Source organism: Streptomyces sp. NBC_01232 (assembly GCF_035989885.1).
Taxonomy (GTDB): domain Bacteria; phylum Actinomycetota; class Actinomycetes; order Streptomycetales; family Streptomycetaceae; genus Streptomyces.
The window spans coordinates 4,017,501-4,034,935 of record NZ_CP108518.1 but is presented as its reverse complement, the minus strand read 5'-3'; the positions used below and the strand labels follow the sequence as shown (position 1 = coordinate 4,034,935).

Here is a 17,435-nt window from a genome sequence, read left to right as displayed (position 1 = left end):
GACGGGTCCTACGCCGGCGCCACCAACAGCGGCCGGGCCCGCTCCCGCAGCTCCGCCACACGCGGCTCGTCCCCGTACGGTTCCAGCCGGTGCAGCAGGTCCCGTACGTATTCGGTCGTCCGCGCAGAGGAGATCCTGCCCGCCACCTCCACCGCCCGGGTGCCCGCCGCGCACGCGGCGTCGAGATTGCCCGACTCCAGCTCGGCGACCGCGCTCACGACCAGCCGCAGCCCGTGCGACCGTACGTACTCCTCGGTGGGCCGCGACAGTGCCTGCTCGGTGAAACGCCTCACCTGCCGGGGCAGTTTGAGGTCCCGGTAGCATTCCGCGGCGTCCGCCGCGAAGCGGTCGTACGAGTAGAAGCCGAGCCAGGTCGGATCCGGATCGCCCTCCCGCGACCGCTCCAGCCAGCCCTCCGCCGCCCGCAGCGCCGCCCCCGCGGCCACCGGATCGCTCGCCTTCGCGTGCGCCCGTGCCTCCACCAGCCGGAAGAAGCTCATGGTGCGGGCGGTGGCCAGGCCGCGGTTGCGCTCGACGGCCGCCTGCGCGAGGTCCACGCCCTCGTCCGGGAAGTCCCGGTAGGTCGCCTGCAGCGACATCGAGGCCAGTACGTAGCCACCGAGCGGTACGTCCGCGGCCGCGCGGGCGAGCCGCAGCGCCTGGATGTAGTAGCGCTGGGCGGCCTCCTGCTGGCCGGTGTCGAAGGCCATCCACCCGGCCAGCCGGGTCAGTTCGGCGGTCGCGCCGAACAGCGCGCGGCCCACCTCGTCGGTGTACGAGCCGAGCAGCAGCGGTGCCGCGTCCACCCGCAGGCACTCGGGGACCATCGACGAACGCCAGTCCCCGCCCCCGTACTTGGAGTCCCACCGGCGGGCGTCCTCGGCGGCCTCGCGCAGCTTCGTCACGTCGCTGTGGCCCACGCGCTGACCGTGGTCGCGCTGCGTTTCGGGCCCGGGCTGGGCGGGCAAAACGGTGGACGGCGGGCCTGTGGCGGATCCGCCTCCCGGTCCGGCTCCCGGCCCTGTCATCGGCCCTGTCACCGGTCCGGTCATCGGGCCCGTCGCGGGTCCGGTCGTGCGGCCTTCCGGGGAGGGCCGGGGACCCGGTGCCGTCGCCCCGTGCGCCGGCCCGTCGTGAGCCGAGGGGGTCGCTGATAAGGGGCTCTGGACCATGGAGTGCTGCGCCGCGGGCTCGTGCGCCGCGGAGGTGTCGTCCGCCGGACGGTGGGGCGCGAGGTGCGGAGCCGAGCCCGCCGGTCCCCGGGCCACCGAGCTGTCGGCGGGAGATATCAGCCAGCGCGAGGCGGGCGTCGCGTACGCCGCCACCGAGAACGAGCCCGCGAGCGACTGCCAGATCCCGCCGCCGCCGCGCCGTCCGGCGAGGTCGAGCCGGTAGAGGTCGGTGGCCGAGCGCACCGCCGCGCCCACGTCGCGCGGGAAGGCGAGACCGACCTCGGGCGCGGGGTCCGCGTCCGCCAGCCCGATCTCGTGCAGCGGCACCGGCCGCCCCAGCTTCGCGCCGATCGCGGCGGCGATCAGATGCGGGGCGGCGCCCTGCGGCACCATCCCCTTCGACACCCAACGGGCCACCGACGTCTTGTCGTACCGAAGCGTCAGGCCGCGCTGTGCGCCGAGGTCGTTGACCCGCCGGGCCAGCCCGGCGTTGCTGATGCCCGCGAGGGCGAGGACGGCGCCGAGCTTTTCATTGGGCTCGCGGAGCTCCCTGGACATGCGCCACCCCTCGTCACACGCGGAACGCAGACGCCGCCGGGGCATAGGCGCCCGGCATTTCGTAAACCCAGCGTAGTTCCCCGCCTCCCAAGCGTTAAGGCCCTTACTTCCGTATGGCGGGATTGTTGTCCGTTTGCACAGTCGGCCCCGACCCCGGCGCCGGGGCGCACGTGTCATCGCGTGCTCCGCCCGTGTGGCCGTGCGCCCGCCCGTGCGCTCTGGCCGGTCCCGGGACCCGGCGATTCGATGTGCGGTGCGTGGGTCGGCCCGCTGCGTGGACCGGGTGGGCCGGGGGACGCCGCTGCCTCAATCCCCGCGGGTGGCGGAACGGTCCGGGGGGTGGCTTCCGCCTCCCGGACCGCGCCCCCGCGCCGGGTGCCGGCAGCCCGTGACGGCTCTTCCGGCGGCCGAAGAATGGCTGAAAGCGACCTATGGGGCGGTGGGAACGGAACGCCAAATACCGCGTTGCCGGGGCGTGTTCGTTTGCGTGTGCGCCCCCTTTAACCACTCTCGCACGCCTGTCCCGTGGCAGCATGGACCCCGAGCCACCCGGGGTCCCGCGGCCGCGCGCTCTGCGCCGTCCGTGCTGCCTGTGCCCCGGTCATGTGCCCACGGGCTGGGGAGGCGGCGGTGCGCTGGTTGGTGGGTTGGAGCAGTATCGCCGCGAGCTTCGGCACGGCCGGACGAGTCTCCGGCCAAGGCCCTGGCCAGGGCGGATACGGCGACAGTGGTGCGCCCCTGCGCGGCGGCATCGCGGACGCCGCCCACCCGGGCGACCCGGGCGCGGACGCGGAACGCACCGTCCACCCCGTCGGGGCCCAACTGCTCTGGGGAGACCCCGACCCCCTCTGGGCCGTCGGCGACTGGCGCCCCGACGAGATCCGCACCGTCACCGCCGACCCCGCCGACCCCTTCACCCGGCTCGCCGTCCTCGGCTGCTGCGGCGCCACCGACGCCGAACTGCGGCGCGCGCTCTACGCCGCCCGCGGCGGCGCCCTGCGCCACCTCACCCAGTGGTCCGGCAGCTACACCGCCGTCGTCCAGGCCGGCCGCCGCATCACCGTCGTCGGCGACCTCGCGGGCGCCCGGCCCGTCTTCTACACCCCCTGGGCGAGCGGCACCGCGTACGCCACCGCCGCCCTCCCCCTCGCCGACCTGATCGAGGCACAGCTCGACATCGGCCACCTCGCGGCCCTGCTGGCCTGCCCCGACAGCCCCGAGGCGCTGGGCGACGGCACACCGTACGCCGGGGTCCGGCGCATCCCGCCCGGGCACGCGCTCATCCTGCGCGAGGGCTCCCGCGAGATCACCGGCTACGAGCAGGTCGCCTCGCTCGCCGTGGCCGCCCCCGAGGCCGACGCCGGGCGCGCGGTGGAGGGCGTACGGGAAGCGTTGGTGGACGCGGTGCGCGCCCGGCTCACGGCTCCGCGGCATGCTCCCGACACCCTGCCGCCGTACGATCCCGGCCCCGTGCCCGGAATGGGCCCCGCCGACCGCCGGGCCGCCCGCGGCGCCCCGGCCCCCGGGGTGGGCGCCGACCTCTCCGGCGGCAGCGCGTCCGCGACGCTGGCCCTGCTGGCGGCCGGCCTGCCCGGGGCCCCGGGAACCCTGCTGAGTCCCGCCGGGGCGCGCCTGCTGGCCGTCACCTTCAACGACCTGGCCACCCCGCAGGGGCGCGAGGCCGAACTGGAACGGGCCAGGGCCATCGCGGCCGACCCGCGCCTGCACCACGTCGTGGTGGCCGCCGCCGAGGAAGCACTCCCGTACGCCGAACTCGACGGACCGCTCACCGACGAGCCCGGCCCCTCGCTCGTCTTCGCCGCCCGCGAGCGGCGCCGGCTGGCCGCCGGCTCGGCCGACCACTTCACCGGGCACGGCGCCCGCCAGGTCCTCGACGCCCACCCGGCTCGCATGGCCGACCTCCTGATGGACCGCCGGCGCCGCCACCTGCTGCGCCCGGTGGCCGCGCTGGCCCGTTCGGCCTCCGCCTCGGGAGCCTCCGGGGAGTCCCTGATGGTCCCGCTCACCGTGTACTCGGCGGCCCGAAGACTTGCCCGTACGACGTACCGCGCGGGCATGGAGGCCGCCGCGGCCCGGCTCCGCGAGGGCGGGGTCCCCGAGCGCTCCACCGGTCCGGTGGACGCTTCCCTCGCCGCCCTGACCTGGTCCCGGCCCGGCCCGGCGGCCGGCTGGCTCACGGGGGAGGCGCTGGCGGAAGTATCGATCCGTCTGACGGCCGCGGCCGGCCGCCCGCCGCTGTCGCTGCGGCCGGGGGAGGCCCGGGCCCGCTCACTGCTCGCCCGCCACGCCGCCGACCACCGGGTCTTCGAGCAGGCCGTGGAGGTCCGCAGCCAGCGCCTGCACGCCCCCTTCCTGGACAACCAGGTCGTCCGGGCCGCGCGCGCCCTGCCCGAGTCGCTGCGGGTCCAGCCCGGGGCCCGGGCCGCGATCCTGCGCACGGTCCTGTCCTCGGCCGGGGTGCGCGAGTTCCCGCCGGGCTGGGGCGTCACGGACAGGATGCCGAACGAGACCGCGACCCGGCTGGGGCTGCGCGCCGCGCTGAGCGACCTGCTGGACCTGTTCGCGTCGCCGCTGCTCGCGGACGCCGGCCTGATCGAGGCCCGGGTCGTGCGCCAGGCGCTGCTCGACGCGGCGGACGGGCGCCCGGTCCCCCTGGACGGGCTGGCGGAGCTCGTCTCCATGGAACTGTGGCTGCGCCGCCTGCTGGCCCGGCGCGGCACCTGCTGGACCGGGACCTCCACGGCGCGAAGGCGGGCGGTGCCGGAGGGAGTCCCGGTGCACCGCCCTGCGCTGTCGTGACGCCGCTGTCGTGATGCGGGTGTCGTGATGCGGGTGTCGTGATGCCGGTGTCGTGATGCCGGTGTCGTGATGCCGGTGTCGTGATGCCGCCGGGCCGAGGTTCAGGGCCGGCCGCCTCGGGCCGGGCGCCCCGGTTCAGGAGCCGAGGACCAGGGCGGTCGCGATCGCCGGGCCGAAGGCGCCGCCGAGCTGGTAGCAGAGGGTGAACAGGCCGATGGCCGTGGGGCGCTGGGCGTCGGGGACGCTCGACGCGGCGTGCGTCGACAGCACGGCGTTGGCGCCGGTCGCACCGAACACGCCGCCCAGGGTGGCGAGCAGCAGCAGCGGCCCGTGGCTCGCGAAGACCGCGGTCAGCGCCGCCAGGACGCCGATCCCGACCAGCACGGTGCGTACGGCCACCCGGCCCATGCGCGCCGAGCCCGCCGCCAGCAGCCAGGAGAGCGCGGAGCCGGTGAGCAGCGCCACGAGCTGACCGGCCCCGGCCGCGCCGGTGTCCCAGCCCGCGCGGTCCGAGACCAGCCGCGGTACGGCGAACAGCAGGGTGAAGTACGAGGTCGACAGCGTGAGCGCCAGCAGCGCGGAGCCGAGGAAGAGGGGCCTGCGGATCAGCGCGGCCGGGACGAAGCCCTCGGGGCGCCGCCGTATGTGGAGCGCGAGCAGCGCGGCGGCGAGGGCCGCGGAGCCGAGGGCGACGGCCGGGGCGTGGGGCAGCAGGACCAGGGCCGTGGCCAGCACCGTCAGCAGTGCGGCGCCGCGCGTGTCGAACCTGCCCTGCGGGGCGGCCGCCGGGGCCTTCGCGTACTTGGCCACCGCGGGCACCGCCAGCAGCGAGACCAGGGACACCGAGAGCGAGAGCCGCCACGACACGGTGTGCGAGAGCTGGGCGCCGAGGAGCGGGCCGGTCGCGCCGAGCATGCCGAAGCCCGCGCTGATGACGCCCATCCGGCGGGCCGAACCGGCCAGGCTCATCGCGGCCGCCACCAGACCGGCGCCGCCGGCGGCCTGGGCGGCCCGCCCGAGGAGGATCGGCGGGAGCCAGGGGGACGCGGCGACGAGGAGGGTTCCGCCGACGAGGAGGGCGCTGGCCAGCCGGAGCACCGGCGCCAGGCCGCGGCGGCGCAGGAGGCCGGCCAGCAGAGGGATGGAAACGGCCATCGCCCAGGCGAAGGCGGCGACGAGCCAGGCGGCGGTCGAGGTGCCCACCCCGAGGGAGCCGGCCATGTCCGGAAGGATCAGGACGGGTGCGTTGGCCGCGGCGGCGACGGGCGTGGCCAGCAGCGCCAGCCAAAGGACGGGGACCGGGCCGGACCGGCCGCCGGCGCGGCCGGCGGTGGTCGTAGGCGTAGTTGTCGCTATTGCCGTCGGTGTCGGTGTCGGTGTCGGCGTCGGTGTCGGTGTCGTGGTCATGAGGGGTGCCCGCTCCGATCCATCTCAATGCTCAGAATCTCAACGTTGAGATAAAATCAGAGCAGTTCTCTGAACGTCAAGTGTCTCAACGTTGAGATATCCTTCTCGGGGGCGTGGACGAGACGAGAAGACGCACGAGGATGAGGACGCGACATGAGTGACGCAGTGGACGCGATCGTCGGCCAGTGGGCGGCCGAACGCCCCGAACTGGCGGCCGGCCTGTGGCCGGTCGAGGTGCTGGCCCGCATTCAGCGGATGAACCGGATCATCGACCGGCACCTCAAGGCCTTCGCGGCCGAACGGGATCTCGAGGTCGGCGAGCTCGACATCCTCTTCACCCTCCGCCGGTCCGGACCTCCGTACGCGCTCACCGCCGGCGCCCTCATCCCGGCCGCCATGGTGACCTCGGGCGCGATCACCAACCGCATCGACCGCATGGAGACCAAGGGCCTGGTCGAGCGGGTCCGCGACGGGAAGGACCGCCGCACGGTCCGCATCCGCCTCACGGAACAGAGCCTCGCGCTCACCGAGTCGCTGATCACCGATCACCTCAGCCAGTACGCCGAGTTGCTCGCCCCGATCGACCCCGCCACCTGCGCCACGGTCGCCGAGGCCCTGCGCACCCTGCTGGAGGCGAACGGGGACACTTCGATCACCTGAGCCCGGCCGCGGGGCAGAATTGGCGGGTGCGGTATCTCATCCTCGGCGTCACCGAGGCGCGCGACCAGAGCGACGCCCTCCTCCCCGTCGGCGGCGCCCGTCTGCGCGCGCTCCTCGCCGCCCTCGCCCTGCGGGCCGGCCGACCGGCCTCTGTCGCCGAACTCGTCGACGACGTCTGGGGCGACGACCCGCCCCAGGACGCCCCCGCCGCCCTCCAGGCCCTCGTCGCCCGGCTGCGCCGCACCCTCGGCGGCCGGGACACCGTCCACTTGGCCGCCACCGGCGGCTACCTCCTGGCCGCCGCCCGCGATGACGTCGACCTGCACCGTTTCGAGCTGCTGGCGGCCCGGGGCGGCCAGGAACTGGCCGACGACCCGGCCGCCGCCGCCCGGACCCTGCGCACCGCCCTCGCCCTCTGGCGCGGCCCCGCCTTCGCCGACCTGCCCGAGCCCGCCCGTGCCGCCCATGCGGCCGCGGCCGAGGCCCGCCGCTCCGGCGCCCTCCGCCACCGCATCGAGGCGGACCTGCGCAGCGGCGCCACCGACCCGGCCGCACTCCTGCCGGAGATCGAGGCACTGCTCCACGAGTCCCCGTACGACGAAACGCTCCGCGCGCAGCAGCTCCGTGCCCTGCGTGCCGCAGGCCGTCCCGCCGACGCCCTCGCCGTGTACGAACGCACGCGCCGCGTCCTCGCCGACGCCCTCGGCACCGACCCGGGACCCGAACTGGCCGCCCTGCACGCGGAACTCCTCCAGCTGCCGCGGTCGCAGTCGGAGCCAATGCCGCCGCTGCCGCTGCCGCTGCCGTACTCGGAGCCGGAGCCGGTGCCGGAGCCGCAGTCGGAGACCCCGGCGCCGCCCCGCCCCGAGCCGGCCCCCCGCGGGAACCTCCGTCCCCGTCTGACCTCCTTCGTCGGCCGCGAGCCCGAACTCGCCGCCCTCCGCGCCGACCTGGCCCGCCTGCGCCTCGTCACCCTCACCGGCCCCGGCGGTTCCGGCAAGACCCGCCTCGCCGAACACGCCGCCGCGGCCCATCCCGAAGCCGCCTGGATCGTCGAACTCGCCCGCCTGGACCACCCCGCCGCCGTGCCCGGCGCCGTCCTGAGCGCCCTCGGCCTGCGCGAGAGCTCCCTCGTCGCCCGCGAGGCCCCGACCGCGGCCGCCACCGACCCGGCCGCCCGCCTCGTCGAACACTGCGCCCACCGCCGCCTGCTCCTCGTCCTCGACAACTGCGAGCACGTCATCGGAGCCGCCGCCGAGCTCGCCGAGCTCCTCCTCACGCACTGCCCCGGCCTACGGATCCTGGCCACCAGCCGCGAACCCCTCGGCGTCCCGGGGGAGACCGTCCGCCCCGTCGAGCCCCTGCCGCCCGATCCCGCCCACCGGCTCTTCGCCGACCGCGGTGCCTCGGCCCGCCCCGGCTTCAGCCCCGCCGAAGACCCCGCCGCCGTGACCGAGATCTGCGCCCGCCTCGACGGTCTGCCGCTCGCGATCGAGCTGGCGGCCGCCCGGCTGCGGCTGCTCACCCCGCGCCAGATCGCCGCCCGCCTCGACGACCGCTTCCGGCTCCTGACCAGCGGCGCCCGTACGGTCCTGCCCCGCCAGCAGACCCTGCGCGCGGTCGTCGACTGGTCCTGGGACCTCCTCGACGAGCCCGAGCGCACCGTCCTGCGCCGCCTGTCCGTGTTCGCCGGCGGCTGCGACCTGGACGCCGCCGAGGCCGTCTGCGCCGACCCGCGCGACAAGACCCCGTACGACGGGACCCCGTACGACACCGCCGACGTCCTCGGCTCCCTCGTCGACAAGTCCCTCGTCCTCGCCGAACCGGACGAGGGCCACGGCAGGCGCTACCGCATGCTCGAAACCATCCACGAGTACGCCGCCGAGCGCGCCGCCGCCCACCCCGCCGACGCCCGCGCCACCGCCCGCCGTCACACCGCCCACTACCTCGCCTTCGCCGAAGAGGCCGAACCCCTGATCCGCTCCGCCGCCCAGCTCCCCTGGATCCGGCGCGTCGAGACCGAGCTCGACAACCTCCGGGCCGCCCTCCACACCACCACCGTCCAGGACCCCGACAGCGACGGTGACAGCCACGGCGACACCGAGGTCGCCGAGCGCCTCGTCTTCGCCCTCGGCTGGTTCTGGTGGCTGCGCAACTACCGCGCCGAGGGCGCCGAGTGGACCACCCGGGTCCTCGCCCTCACCTCCCGGATCCCGCCCGAGGGCTCCCCGGCGTACTGGCGCCACATGCGCCTGCAGGTCCTCGACATGTTCCTGCTCGCGGAGAGCAACTCCGCCGAGAAGTTCCGCACCCCCGGATACCGGGACCTCGCCGTCCGCATCAAGGAGACCTTCCGGCACGGTTCCCCCGAGACCACTCTCTTCCCCGGGATGCTCTGGCCCGCGACGACCTTCCTTTCCGGCACCCCCCACGAATTCCACGCCGACCTCGACCGGTCCGTCGCCAACTGCCGCGTCCACGCCGGTGAGTGGGAGCTGGGCATGGTCCTGATGCTCCGTACCCACGTCACCATCGACGTCACCGGAGGCCTGGCCGCCGTCGACGCCGACCTCGCCGAGCTGCACGACATCGCCCGGCGCGTCGGAGACCGCTGGACCTGCGCCCAGGTGGCGAGCGCCGCCGGGGAGGTCGCCCTCTCGCGCGGCCGGTACGCCGACGCCCGCGCCGAGTTCGAGGAGTGCCTGCGCCTCGCCCGCGAGGTCGGGGCCCGCGTCGAGGCACCCTTCGCCCTCGCCCGGATCGCCGATACCGCCTACCGCGCGGGGGACACCGAGGGCGCCGCCGAGCTGCTGGAGGAGGCCCGTCAGGAGACCGACCGGTACGGCGGGGTGTACGACGTCAGCACCTTCGCCCGGCTCCTCTCCGCCCTCCTCGCCCTCCAGCAGGGCGACGCGGCCCGGGCGCGCGAGGAGTGCGAGCGGGCCCGCGCCGAGGCCGAACGGTTCACCGTGCCCGCTCAGCTCACGGCCGGGCTGGACACCGTCGACGCCGTCCTCACCGGCCGCGAGCGGGGTCCGGCCGCCGGTCTGGCCCGGATCGGGCCCGCCCTCGCCGCCGCCGTCGACGCCCGGTGCGCCGAGCGCATCCTGGCCGGCATGGCCGAGGCGGCGGCCCTGCTGCTGGCCGACGCCGACCGGCCCGCCGAGGCCGTACGGGCCCTCGCGGCGGCCACCGTCTGGCGCGCGGGACATCCCCGCTCGGTTCCGGAGAACGCCGCGGTGGAGGGCCTCCCGGAGCGGACCCGCGCCGTGCTCGGCCAGGACCGCTACGGCCGGGAGGAGCGGGCCGGCGCGGCCCTCACCCCGGCCGCGTTCGCCGCGACGCTGACCACGGTCCTCACCGGCAGCTGATCACTGCGTCGGCCCAGCTCGCCAGCGTCGGCAGGCTGCCCGGCCCGGCCCTCTCGACCACCAGCCGCAGCGTCTTGCGTCCGGCGAGAGGGACCTGCACGGCCGCCGGCGGGTCCTCGTGGCCGAGTGCGGCCGACTGCCAGAGCCGCTGCCCGTCGGCGTACACGGAGAACCGCACCGGGGTGTCGGTGAACAGCGACAGCCCGTCCACCCCGGCCTGCGCCGAGAAGCTCGTGCACTGCCGGTTGAGGGCGATCTCCACCGAGGAACGCGAGTTCACGGTGATCCCGTGCACGAACCGCCGGCCGCCCACCTCCAGCCCCCGGCGCTGCCACACCCAGCCGCTGCGCCAGGTCTCCAGCTCGGGGCCGCGGTGGTCCCCGTAGGCCGAGTGGGGCAGAGCAGCCAGCGGGAAGCCCTGCGCGGGCTGCGGGGGCGGCGGCGGTGTCGGCTTCGGCGAGGGTCTGTCCGGGGACGGCGTGGGCGAGGGCTTCTCCCGGCTGGGGGAGGGCGACGGGGAGGGCGGGAGAGAGGGCGCGGCTGAGGCCCGGGCCGAGGGCGTCGGAGCAGGCCGCGGAGGTACGGACCCCCGCGCCACCGGTGCCTCCCGCGCGGGCGGTTCCGGCTCGGCCGACGGCGCGGCGGGCGCATCCGGTACCGCGGGCGCGGCCACCGTGGGCGCGGGCTTGGCCCGGGCCTGCGGCGCGGCGTCGTCCCCGGCCAGCGCGAACACGACCCCGGCGGCCGCAGCCACCGCGATCCCGGCGGCGATGGCGGCCTTGGCCGGCAGCCCGAGCCCCTCGGCAGCCAGGGCGCCCCCTGCCCCGTTGCCCGCCCCGGCGGCCCCACCACCGGCGGCCCCGGCCGTCCCGGCTCCCGCGGTCGACCCGCCACCGGCGGCGGCCGCGGCTCCGGCCCCGCCCGCGGCGACGGCCCCACCTGCCAGCACCCCGGCGACCTTGCCCGCGTACCCGGCGGCGAACCACCCGATGACCGCGACCGGAAGCAGCGCGGGAATGCCCGCGTTGACATCCTGGAGTTCCCCGGCGGCCAGCCGGCACTTCACGCACTCCTCCAGGTGCCCCCGCAGTCCCCGCTCCGCCCGCATCCGCAGCCCGCCCCGGGCATAGGCGCCCAGCCGGTCCGCGTATCGCGCGCAGTCGCCGCCCTCGCTCAGCGCCGAACTCACATGGGCCTGCAGATACGCCTGCTTGAGCCCTTCCCGGGCCCGACTGGCCAGCACGGCGGTCGCGTTGGCGCTCAGCCCGAAAAGCGGCGCGATCGCACTCGGCGACGCCTCCTCCACGGTGGTGTGCCAGAGCACGGCCTGCCACCGCTCGGGCAGGCTGCGGAAGGCCTGCATGGCCAGCGACTGCTCGGCCTCGTGCATCGCCCGGACGTCCGCGCCCAGTTCGAGCGTGTCGCCCCCGGACAGTCCGGACAGGACCGCCCCGCTCTCCGTACCCGCGGAGGCCTGCTCGGCGAAGAGGGCGAAGTCCTCGACGAGATGCTCCCGCCTTGCGGTCTTCGCCCATGCCGCGGCGACCCTGCGCACGGTGGTCAGCAGGTAGGCCCGCACCGACTGGTCCGGTCCGGCCCCGCCCCGTACCGCCTGCAGGGTCCGCGCGAACACCTCGGCGGTCAGATCGTCGGCGGTGTGCCCGTCCCGGCAGCAGGTCCGCGCGTAGCGGCGCACGGAGTCGGCGTGACGACGGAACAGCTCTTCGTACGCACCGTCGTCACCCCCTCGCATCCGGGTGATCAAGTCTCCGTCGGACGGAGGCAGTTCGCCACCGAGGCCACGCAGACCGCCGAGGCCACCGAGCCTGCCGGGTCCGGCGGAGTCCGAGGAGCGTGCGTGCCGCCCTCCCGGGCCGCGCTGGGCCGGCACCTGCCGGGCGGGCAGACTGCCCGCCTCGACCTCGCTGCCGCCGCCACCGAGTGGCTCTTCCCGACCGTCAACGCTCATCGCGGAGACTTCCGCACGACACACTCAACCGGTACACCGATCCAGCGTGTCACACGGGGGACGGGCATCGAACCCCTCTGCGCACCATCCACTCATCCGGGCACATTTCGGCGAATCGCCCAACTGGGCACTCGCCGAAGCGCGGTCCGGCCGCCGTGGTCACACCGTCACACCGTCCGGGACCGCAGCCCCTCGAGCAGGATGTCGAGCAGCCGGGTCGAAGCCGCCGCCTGGTGCGCCGGGTCGGGCAGCGCGGGCGCCGCCGTCGCTATCACGAGCAGCACATCGGCCACCGTGACATCGGTGCGCAGCTCACCGGCCTCCCGCGCCCGGTGCACGAGCCGGCCGACGACCTCGAGCAGCGCACCCGCACCCGAGTCCTCCGAGGGCTCGTCCTCGATCGGCGCGCGCGTGCCCACGACCCGCAGGTCGAGGGTCCCGGCGCCGGCCATGGCCTGCCGCTGGTGCGGAACCCGTGCGGCCTCCGCCTCCTGGGCCTCGTCCTCGACGGTCGAGCCCACCCGCAGCACCTGCGGCGGCAGCAGCCGCCCGGCGCCGGACGCCACGGAGGTGCGCAGGAAGCGCGACAGCGCCTGCCACGGCTCCTCCTCCTGTCCCAGAGCGGCCTTGGCCTGCTCGGTCAGCCGAGCGGTCTCCTCCTCGGCTATGCGCCGCACGAGGACGTCCTTGCTCGGGAAACGCCGGTACACGGTGCCGACACCGACCCGGGCGCGACGTGCCACGTCCTCCATCGGAGCGCCGTAGCCCAGCTCGCCGAATACCTCCCGGGCAGCGCGCAGGACGTGCTCGAGGTTGCGCTGGGCGTCGACGCGCAGCGGCGTGGAGCGGCCCACGCCGTGCGTGGTGCCGCCCGCGATGCCGCGTCCGCTGCTCTCGACCGAGAGCGTGGTCGCGGAACCATGGAAATCGGAAATGTTCATATGTATCCCCCGGTAATCATTTGTCTCCCCCCGGAGACACTCCCCGCCTTCACGCCGAGGGGGCCACGGTCTCGGGCCCGGTCCTACTCCTCGACGAGATACGAACATAGTTGAGCCAGAGTCAATTCAGAAGAGGCAGCCCCGGACGGAGCACCCCCCGATCGGAGCATTCACCCCCACTTTTCCGATCCGTGCCTCCGGAATCTGCCATTCCGGGCGGTCTGACCTGCGCACTCCTGCCACAACCAGAGGTCCTCTTCCACCCCGCCCCACCACCACCTCCGGTCACACAATCTGTCGGGCCTGTGGACAAACTCCCGGCCACGATGCGTCATGGGATGGTGAAGGCTGCTAACTCCCGGGGCACGAACCCCGGTACCCCGCCCCGTACGCGCATCCTGATCGTCGGCGGCGGCTACGTCGGCATGTATACGGCGCTCCGCCTCCAGAGAAAGCTGAGAGCCGGCGAAGCCGAGATCACAGTGGTCTCCGCAGAGCCCTACATGACCTACCAGCCCTTCCTCCCCGAAGCGGCCGCGGGCGCCATCTCACCCCGCCACGTCGTGGTCCCGCTGCGCCGCGTACTCGGCAAGTGCCGCATCGTCATCGGCGAGGCCCAGCGCATCGACCACGCCAAACGGACCGTGACCGTCACCACCCTCGCCACCGCCGACGAGGGCGCCGGTCCCATCGAGATGGAGTACGACGAACTCGTCCTCGCCCCGGGCTCCATCTCCCGCGCCCTCCCCGTCCCGGGACTCGCCGACTACGGCATCGGATTCAAAACCGTCGAAGAGGCCATCGGCCTGCGCAACCACGTCATCGAACAGATGGACATCGCCTCCTCCACCCGCGATCCCGCCCTCCGCGACGCCGCCCTCACCTTCGTCTTCGTCGGCGGCGGCTTCGCGGGCGTCGAAGCCCTCGGCGAGCTGGAGGACATGGCCCGCTACGCGGCGCGGTACTACCACAACATCAAGCCCGAGGACATGAAGTGGGTCCTCGTCGAGGCCAGCGACCGGATCCTCCCCGAGGTCGGCCCCGAGATGGGTGTCTACACGGTCCGCGAGCTGCGCCGCCGCAACATCGACGTCCGCCTGGAGACCCGGCTCGAATCCTGCGAGAACCGCGTCGCCGTCCTCAGCGACGGCGCCCGCTTCCCCACCCGCACCGTCGTGTGGACCGCAGGCGTCAAGCCCCACCCCGTCCTGGCCGCCTCCGACCTCCCCAGGAACGAACGCGGCCGCCTGGCCTGCACCTCCTTCCTCACCATCGAAGGGGTCGAGCACGCCTGGGCCGCGGGCGACGCCGCCGCGGTCCCCGACATCACCGCGGACGAGAAGGGCCGCGAATGCGCCCCCAACGCCCAGCACGCCGTCCGCCAGGCCAAGGTCCTCGCCGACAACCTCCTCGCCGCCATGCGCGGCGAGGTCCTGACCGAATACGCCCACAAGTACGCGGGCTCCGTCGCCTCGCTCGGCCTCCACCGGGGCGTCGCCCACATCTACGGCCGCAAGCTCAAGGCCTACCCGGCCTGGTTCATGCACCGCGCCTACCACCTGAGCCGCGTTCCGAGCTTCAACCGCAAAATGCGCGTCCTTGCCGAATGGACCCTCTCAGGCCTCTTCAAGCGTGAGATCGTCTCCCTGGGTTCCCTCGAACACCCCAGGGCAGAATTCGAACTGGCTGCAGGCGGCGGCCACAAACCCCCACCCCCGCCCCCCGCCCCCAACCCCCCGCAGAACGGCCAGGGCTGACGTTGTCAGTGCGGTCGACCACACTGGACGTGTGACCATAGGTGGGCTCACCCCTGCACAGAGTGACATCGTCCAGTCAGCGACCGCCCACGAGCGACACAGCGACCACTCGCGACACCACGAGGCTTGAACGCAGTGAACTTCACGCGCTGGAGCGCCCGGTTTCCCGGAACGCAGCGCCGCGCCGCCGCCCGGTCCGAACACGCCGCCGCCCAGGCCAAGCGGGGTGAAGGCGCGGTCCCGGCAGCCCGCGGGGGCCGCGCCGACCCCGGAGCCGAGCGGCCCGCGCCCGCCGGCGACGGACACCCCGCCGACCCCACGGTCTCCGGGACCGGAAGCAGCAGCGGCAGCGGCGGAGGCACCACCGCGGCCCCGTCCCCGCGGACGGGCGTCCTCACCGCCGTGCCCTCCCTCGACGAGCTCTCCGTACGCGAGGTCCTCGGCCGGCTCCCGGCCCTGATCGCCCTCGTCCACGGCCCCGAGCACCGCGTCGCCTACGTCAACGACGCCTACACCGCCGGCTTCGGCGCCCGCACCTCGGGCGCCCCCGCGCACGAGTCCCTCCCTGAACTCGGCGAGCTCGGCCTGCTACCGCTCCTCGACCAGGTCCAGCGCAGCGGCAAGTCCCGTACCGCCAAGAACCGCGCCGCACCGGGCGGCGGCAGCACGTACACCGTCACCTGCACCCCGGTCGAGTTCCCCACGGCCAAGAGCGAGACCGGCGACGGGAACGACACGGAGACCGACCGCACCGGCGTCCTGATCCACCTCGCCGACGTCACCGACCACGCCGAGGCCGTCGACCGGCTCCGCGCCAGTGAGCGCCGCCAGCGCGAGGCCGCCGTCACCCTCCAGCGCTCCCTACTCCCGCAGGAGCTGGAGCAGCCCGACGACCTGCGCGTCGCCGCTACCTACCAGCCCGGCGGCACCGAGGCCGCGGTCGGCGGAGACTGGTACGACGTCATCACCCTCGGCGCCGGCCGCACCGCCCTGGTCATCGGGGACGTCATGGGCCGGGGGGTCCGCGCCGCCGCCGTCATGGGCCAGCTGCGCACCGCCGTCCGCGCGTACGCCCGCCTGGACCTGCCCCCGCACGAGGTGCTCCAGCTCCTCGACGGCCTCGCCGCCGAGATCGACGCCAGCCAGATCGCCACCTGCGTCTACGCCGTCCACGACCCCAACGAGGGCCTGCTCGCGTACGCCTCCGCCGGCCACCTCCCGATCCTGGTCCGCGACGAGGACGGCACCGTACGCAGAGCCGCCGACCCCACCGGCCCGCCGCTCGGCACCGGCGGCTGGCTCCACACCTCCGGCACCATCGCCCTCGGCCCCGGCTCCACCGCCGTCCTCTACACCGACGGCCTGGTCGAACGCCGCGGCGAGGACATCGACGAGGGCGTCGCCGCTCTGGAACGCGCCCTCTCCGGCGCCCAGGGCACCCCGGCCGTCATCTGCGACCGCCTGATGCGCGCCCTCGGCGTGGACGCCGACCACGACGACGACGTCGCCGTGATGGTCCTGCAGCAGCCCGCCCGCACCGGATCGGACGCCGAGCTCTTCCACAACGCCGCACTCGAACTCCTCGGCGGCATCGAAGCGGCCCCGCGCGCCCGCGCCTTCGCCCAGGGCGTCCTCGCCTCCTGGCGTTTCCCCGTCGAGCTCTGCGACCTCGGTGTCCTGGCCGCCAGCGAGCTCGTCGCGAACTCCCTCCAGCACGGCACCCCGCCCATGCACCTGCGCCTGCGCCGAACCGACCGCCGGCTGATCATCGAGGTAACCGACGGGGACGACCACCTCCCGCGCCGCCGCCGCGCGGAACCGGCCGACGAGACCGGCCGCGGCATCTCGATCATCGCGACGATCGCCTCCTCCTGGGGCTCCCGCCGCACCCCGGGCGGCGGCAAGGCCGTCTGGTGCGAGTTCGCCCTGCCGGACAAGTAGCCGGACGCGCGGAAGGCCCCGGTCCACGAGGACCGGGGCCTTCCTGCTGCCCGCACATATATACGTACGTACCTACGCGTGCACGGGCTCCACGGCGACGGCCCCGGCGACGGCGGGTTCCTTGGCCACGACGGCCGGACCGCCCTGAGCCACGACCCTGCTCGCCATCCAGGGGTTGTCCTGCATCGGGCTCAGCCGCCTGCCGAGCCGCAGCGCCAGGGCGGCGATCCCGAGCGACACGAGTACGAAGACCCCGATGTAGAGCATCGGAACACCCGCACCGAGCGGCACCCCGAGCGGCCCCAGGGCCAGCGCCATCTGCTTGACCAGCGCGAAGGCCGAGTTGTACTGCCCCACGGAGCCCTCCGGCGCCAGGTCCGCCACCAGCGGGGCCAGGGTCGGCGACAGCATGGCCTCACCGATGCCGAAGAGCGCGTACGTGGTGATGAACGCGGCGGCGGCCATCATGGCGCTGCCGTGCCCCAGACCCGAGAACCCGGCGATGACCCACGCCACGGTCCAGATCAGCCCGACGAGCGCGATCACACGCGACCGGCGCCGCTTCTCGACGAGCCGCAGCACCACGAACTGCGCGACGACGATCGCGCCGGTGTTGGCCGCGAGCGCGAAACCGAGGGTGGAGGGGGAGATCCCGGCGGCCTCGGTACCGAAGGCGGCCAGACCCGACTCGAACTGTCCGTAGCAGGCGAAGAACACCACGAAGCCCAGCACGCACAGCTGCACCATGGCCTTGTGCCGGAGCAGCCGCTTCCAGCCGCTGCCGCCCGCCTGGGACGGGTCCTTCGGCATGGCGTCCTTGATCGTCGGCACGTGCGGCA

General features: G+C 74.7%; 10 protein-coding genes (1 of these 10 only partly in view). 5 read left to right on the top strand and 5 right to left on the bottom strand.

Going from position 1 to position 17,435, the window contains the following annotated elements; translation table 11 throughout:
* Window positions 1-8 precede the first annotated feature (8 nt).
* Window positions 9-1,730 (bottom strand): sporulation protein, encoded by a 1,722-nt coding sequence (locus OG444_RS18540; RefSeq protein ID WP_327263229.1) that lies wholly within the window; start codon window positions 1,728-1,730, stop codon window positions 9-11.
* Between the two features lie 630 nt (window positions 1,731-2,360).
* Here OG444_RS18540 and OG444_RS18535 point away from each other — a divergent pair.
* Window positions 2,361-4,550: an asparagine synthase-related protein gene (locus OG444_RS18535; protein WP_327263228.1), complete on the top strand. Its 2,190-nt coding sequence runs from the start codon at window positions 2,361-2,363 to the stop codon at window positions 4,548-4,550.
* Window positions 4,551-4,685: 135 nt separating this feature from the next.
* Here OG444_RS18535 and OG444_RS18530 read toward each other — a convergent pair whose 3' ends face one another.
* Window positions 4,686-5,957, bottom strand: a complete 1,272-nt coding sequence (locus OG444_RS18530) for an MFS transporter (RefSeq protein ID WP_327263227.1) — start codon at window positions 5,955-5,957, stop codon at window positions 4,686-4,688.
* Window positions 5,958-6,110: 153 nt separating this feature from the next.
* On the opposite strand from OG444_RS18530, the gene OG444_RS18525 reads away from it, so the two are divergent.
* Both OG444_RS18525 and OG444_RS18520 read left to right on the top strand, forming a co-directional pair.
* A complete protein-coding gene (locus tag OG444_RS18525; RefSeq protein ID WP_327263226.1) occupies window positions 6,111-6,617 on the top strand; it encodes a MarR family winged helix-turn-helix transcriptional regulator in 507 nt (168 codons plus the stop codon).
* 26 nt (window positions 6,618-6,643) lie between these two features.
* The gene (locus OG444_RS18520) at window positions 6,644-9,988 is read left to right on the top strand and encodes an ATP-binding protein (RefSeq protein ID WP_327263225.1); all 3,345 of its coding nucleotides are present in this window, start codon (window positions 6,644-6,646) and stop codon (window positions 9,986-9,988) included.
* Here OG444_RS18520 and OG444_RS18515 read toward each other — a convergent pair.
* Together OG444_RS18515 and OG444_RS18510 are read right to left on the bottom strand one after the other, a co-directional pair.
* Window positions 9,975-11,957 (bottom strand): sigma-70 family RNA polymerase sigma factor, encoded by a 1,983-nt coding sequence (locus OG444_RS18515; RefSeq protein WP_327263224.1) that lies wholly within the window; start codon window positions 11,955-11,957, stop codon window positions 9,975-9,977. The genes OG444_RS18520 and OG444_RS18515 overlap by 14 nt on opposite strands.
* Before the next feature lie 167 nt (window positions 11,958-12,124).
* Window positions 12,125-12,898, bottom strand: coding sequence for a TetR/AcrR family transcriptional regulator (locus OG444_RS18510; protein ID WP_327263223.1), 774 nt, complete (start codon window positions 12,896-12,898; stop codon window positions 12,125-12,127).
* A gap of 338 nt (window positions 12,899-13,236) precedes the next feature.
* On the opposite strand from OG444_RS18510, the gene OG444_RS18505 reads away from it, so the two are divergent.
* Window positions 13,237-14,655: an NAD(P)/FAD-dependent oxidoreductase gene (locus OG444_RS18505; RefSeq protein ID WP_327263222.1), complete on the top strand. Its 1,419-nt coding sequence runs from the start codon at window positions 13,237-13,239 to the stop codon at window positions 14,653-14,655.
* A 135-nt stretch (window positions 14,656-14,790) separates the two neighbouring features.
* A complete protein-coding gene (locus OG444_RS18500; RefSeq protein ID WP_327266844.1) occupies window positions 14,791-16,596 on the top strand; it encodes an ATP-binding SpoIIE family protein phosphatase in 1,806 nt (601 codons plus the stop codon).
* Between the two features lie 72 nt (window positions 16,597-16,668).
* Here OG444_RS18500 and OG444_RS18495 read toward each other — a convergent pair whose 3' ends face one another.
* A protein-coding gene (locus OG444_RS18495; RefSeq protein ID WP_327266843.1) for an MFS transporter crosses the window boundary here: on the bottom strand, window positions 16,669-17,435 show its 3' portion. Its footprint extends 547 nt past the window's final position; only the last 767 of its 1,314 coding nucleotides appear in the window; the start codon falls outside the window, past its right edge — the gene reads right to left on this strand; the stop codon is at window positions 16,669-16,671.

What these genes read in the sequence shown, in the direction of transcription:
- OG444_RS18530 (WP_327263227.1), bottom strand. Translation starts at nt 5,957, where the DNA reads ATGACCACGACACCGACACCGACGCCGACACCGACACCGACACCGACG.
- OG444_RS18515 (WP_327263224.1), bottom strand. Translation starts at nt 11,957, where the DNA reads ATGAGCGTTGACGGTCGGGAAGAGCCACTCGGTGGCGGCGGCAGCGAG.
- OG444_RS18505 (WP_327263222.1), top strand. Translation starts at nt 13,237, where the DNA reads ATGGTGAAGGCTGCTAACTCCCGGGGCACGAACCCCGGTACCCCGCCC.
- OG444_RS18540 (WP_327263229.1), bottom strand. Translation starts at nt 1,730, where the DNA reads ATGTCCAGGGAGCTCCGCGAGCCCAATGAAAAGCTCGGCGCCGTCCTC.
- OG444_RS18510 (WP_327263223.1), bottom strand. Translation starts at nt 12,898, where the DNA reads ATGAACATTTCCGATTTCCATGGTTCCGCGACCACGCTCTCGGTCGAG.
- OG444_RS18525 (WP_327263226.1), top strand. Translation starts at nt 6,111, where the DNA reads ATGAGTGACGCAGTGGACGCGATCGTCGGCCAGTGGGCGGCCGAACGC.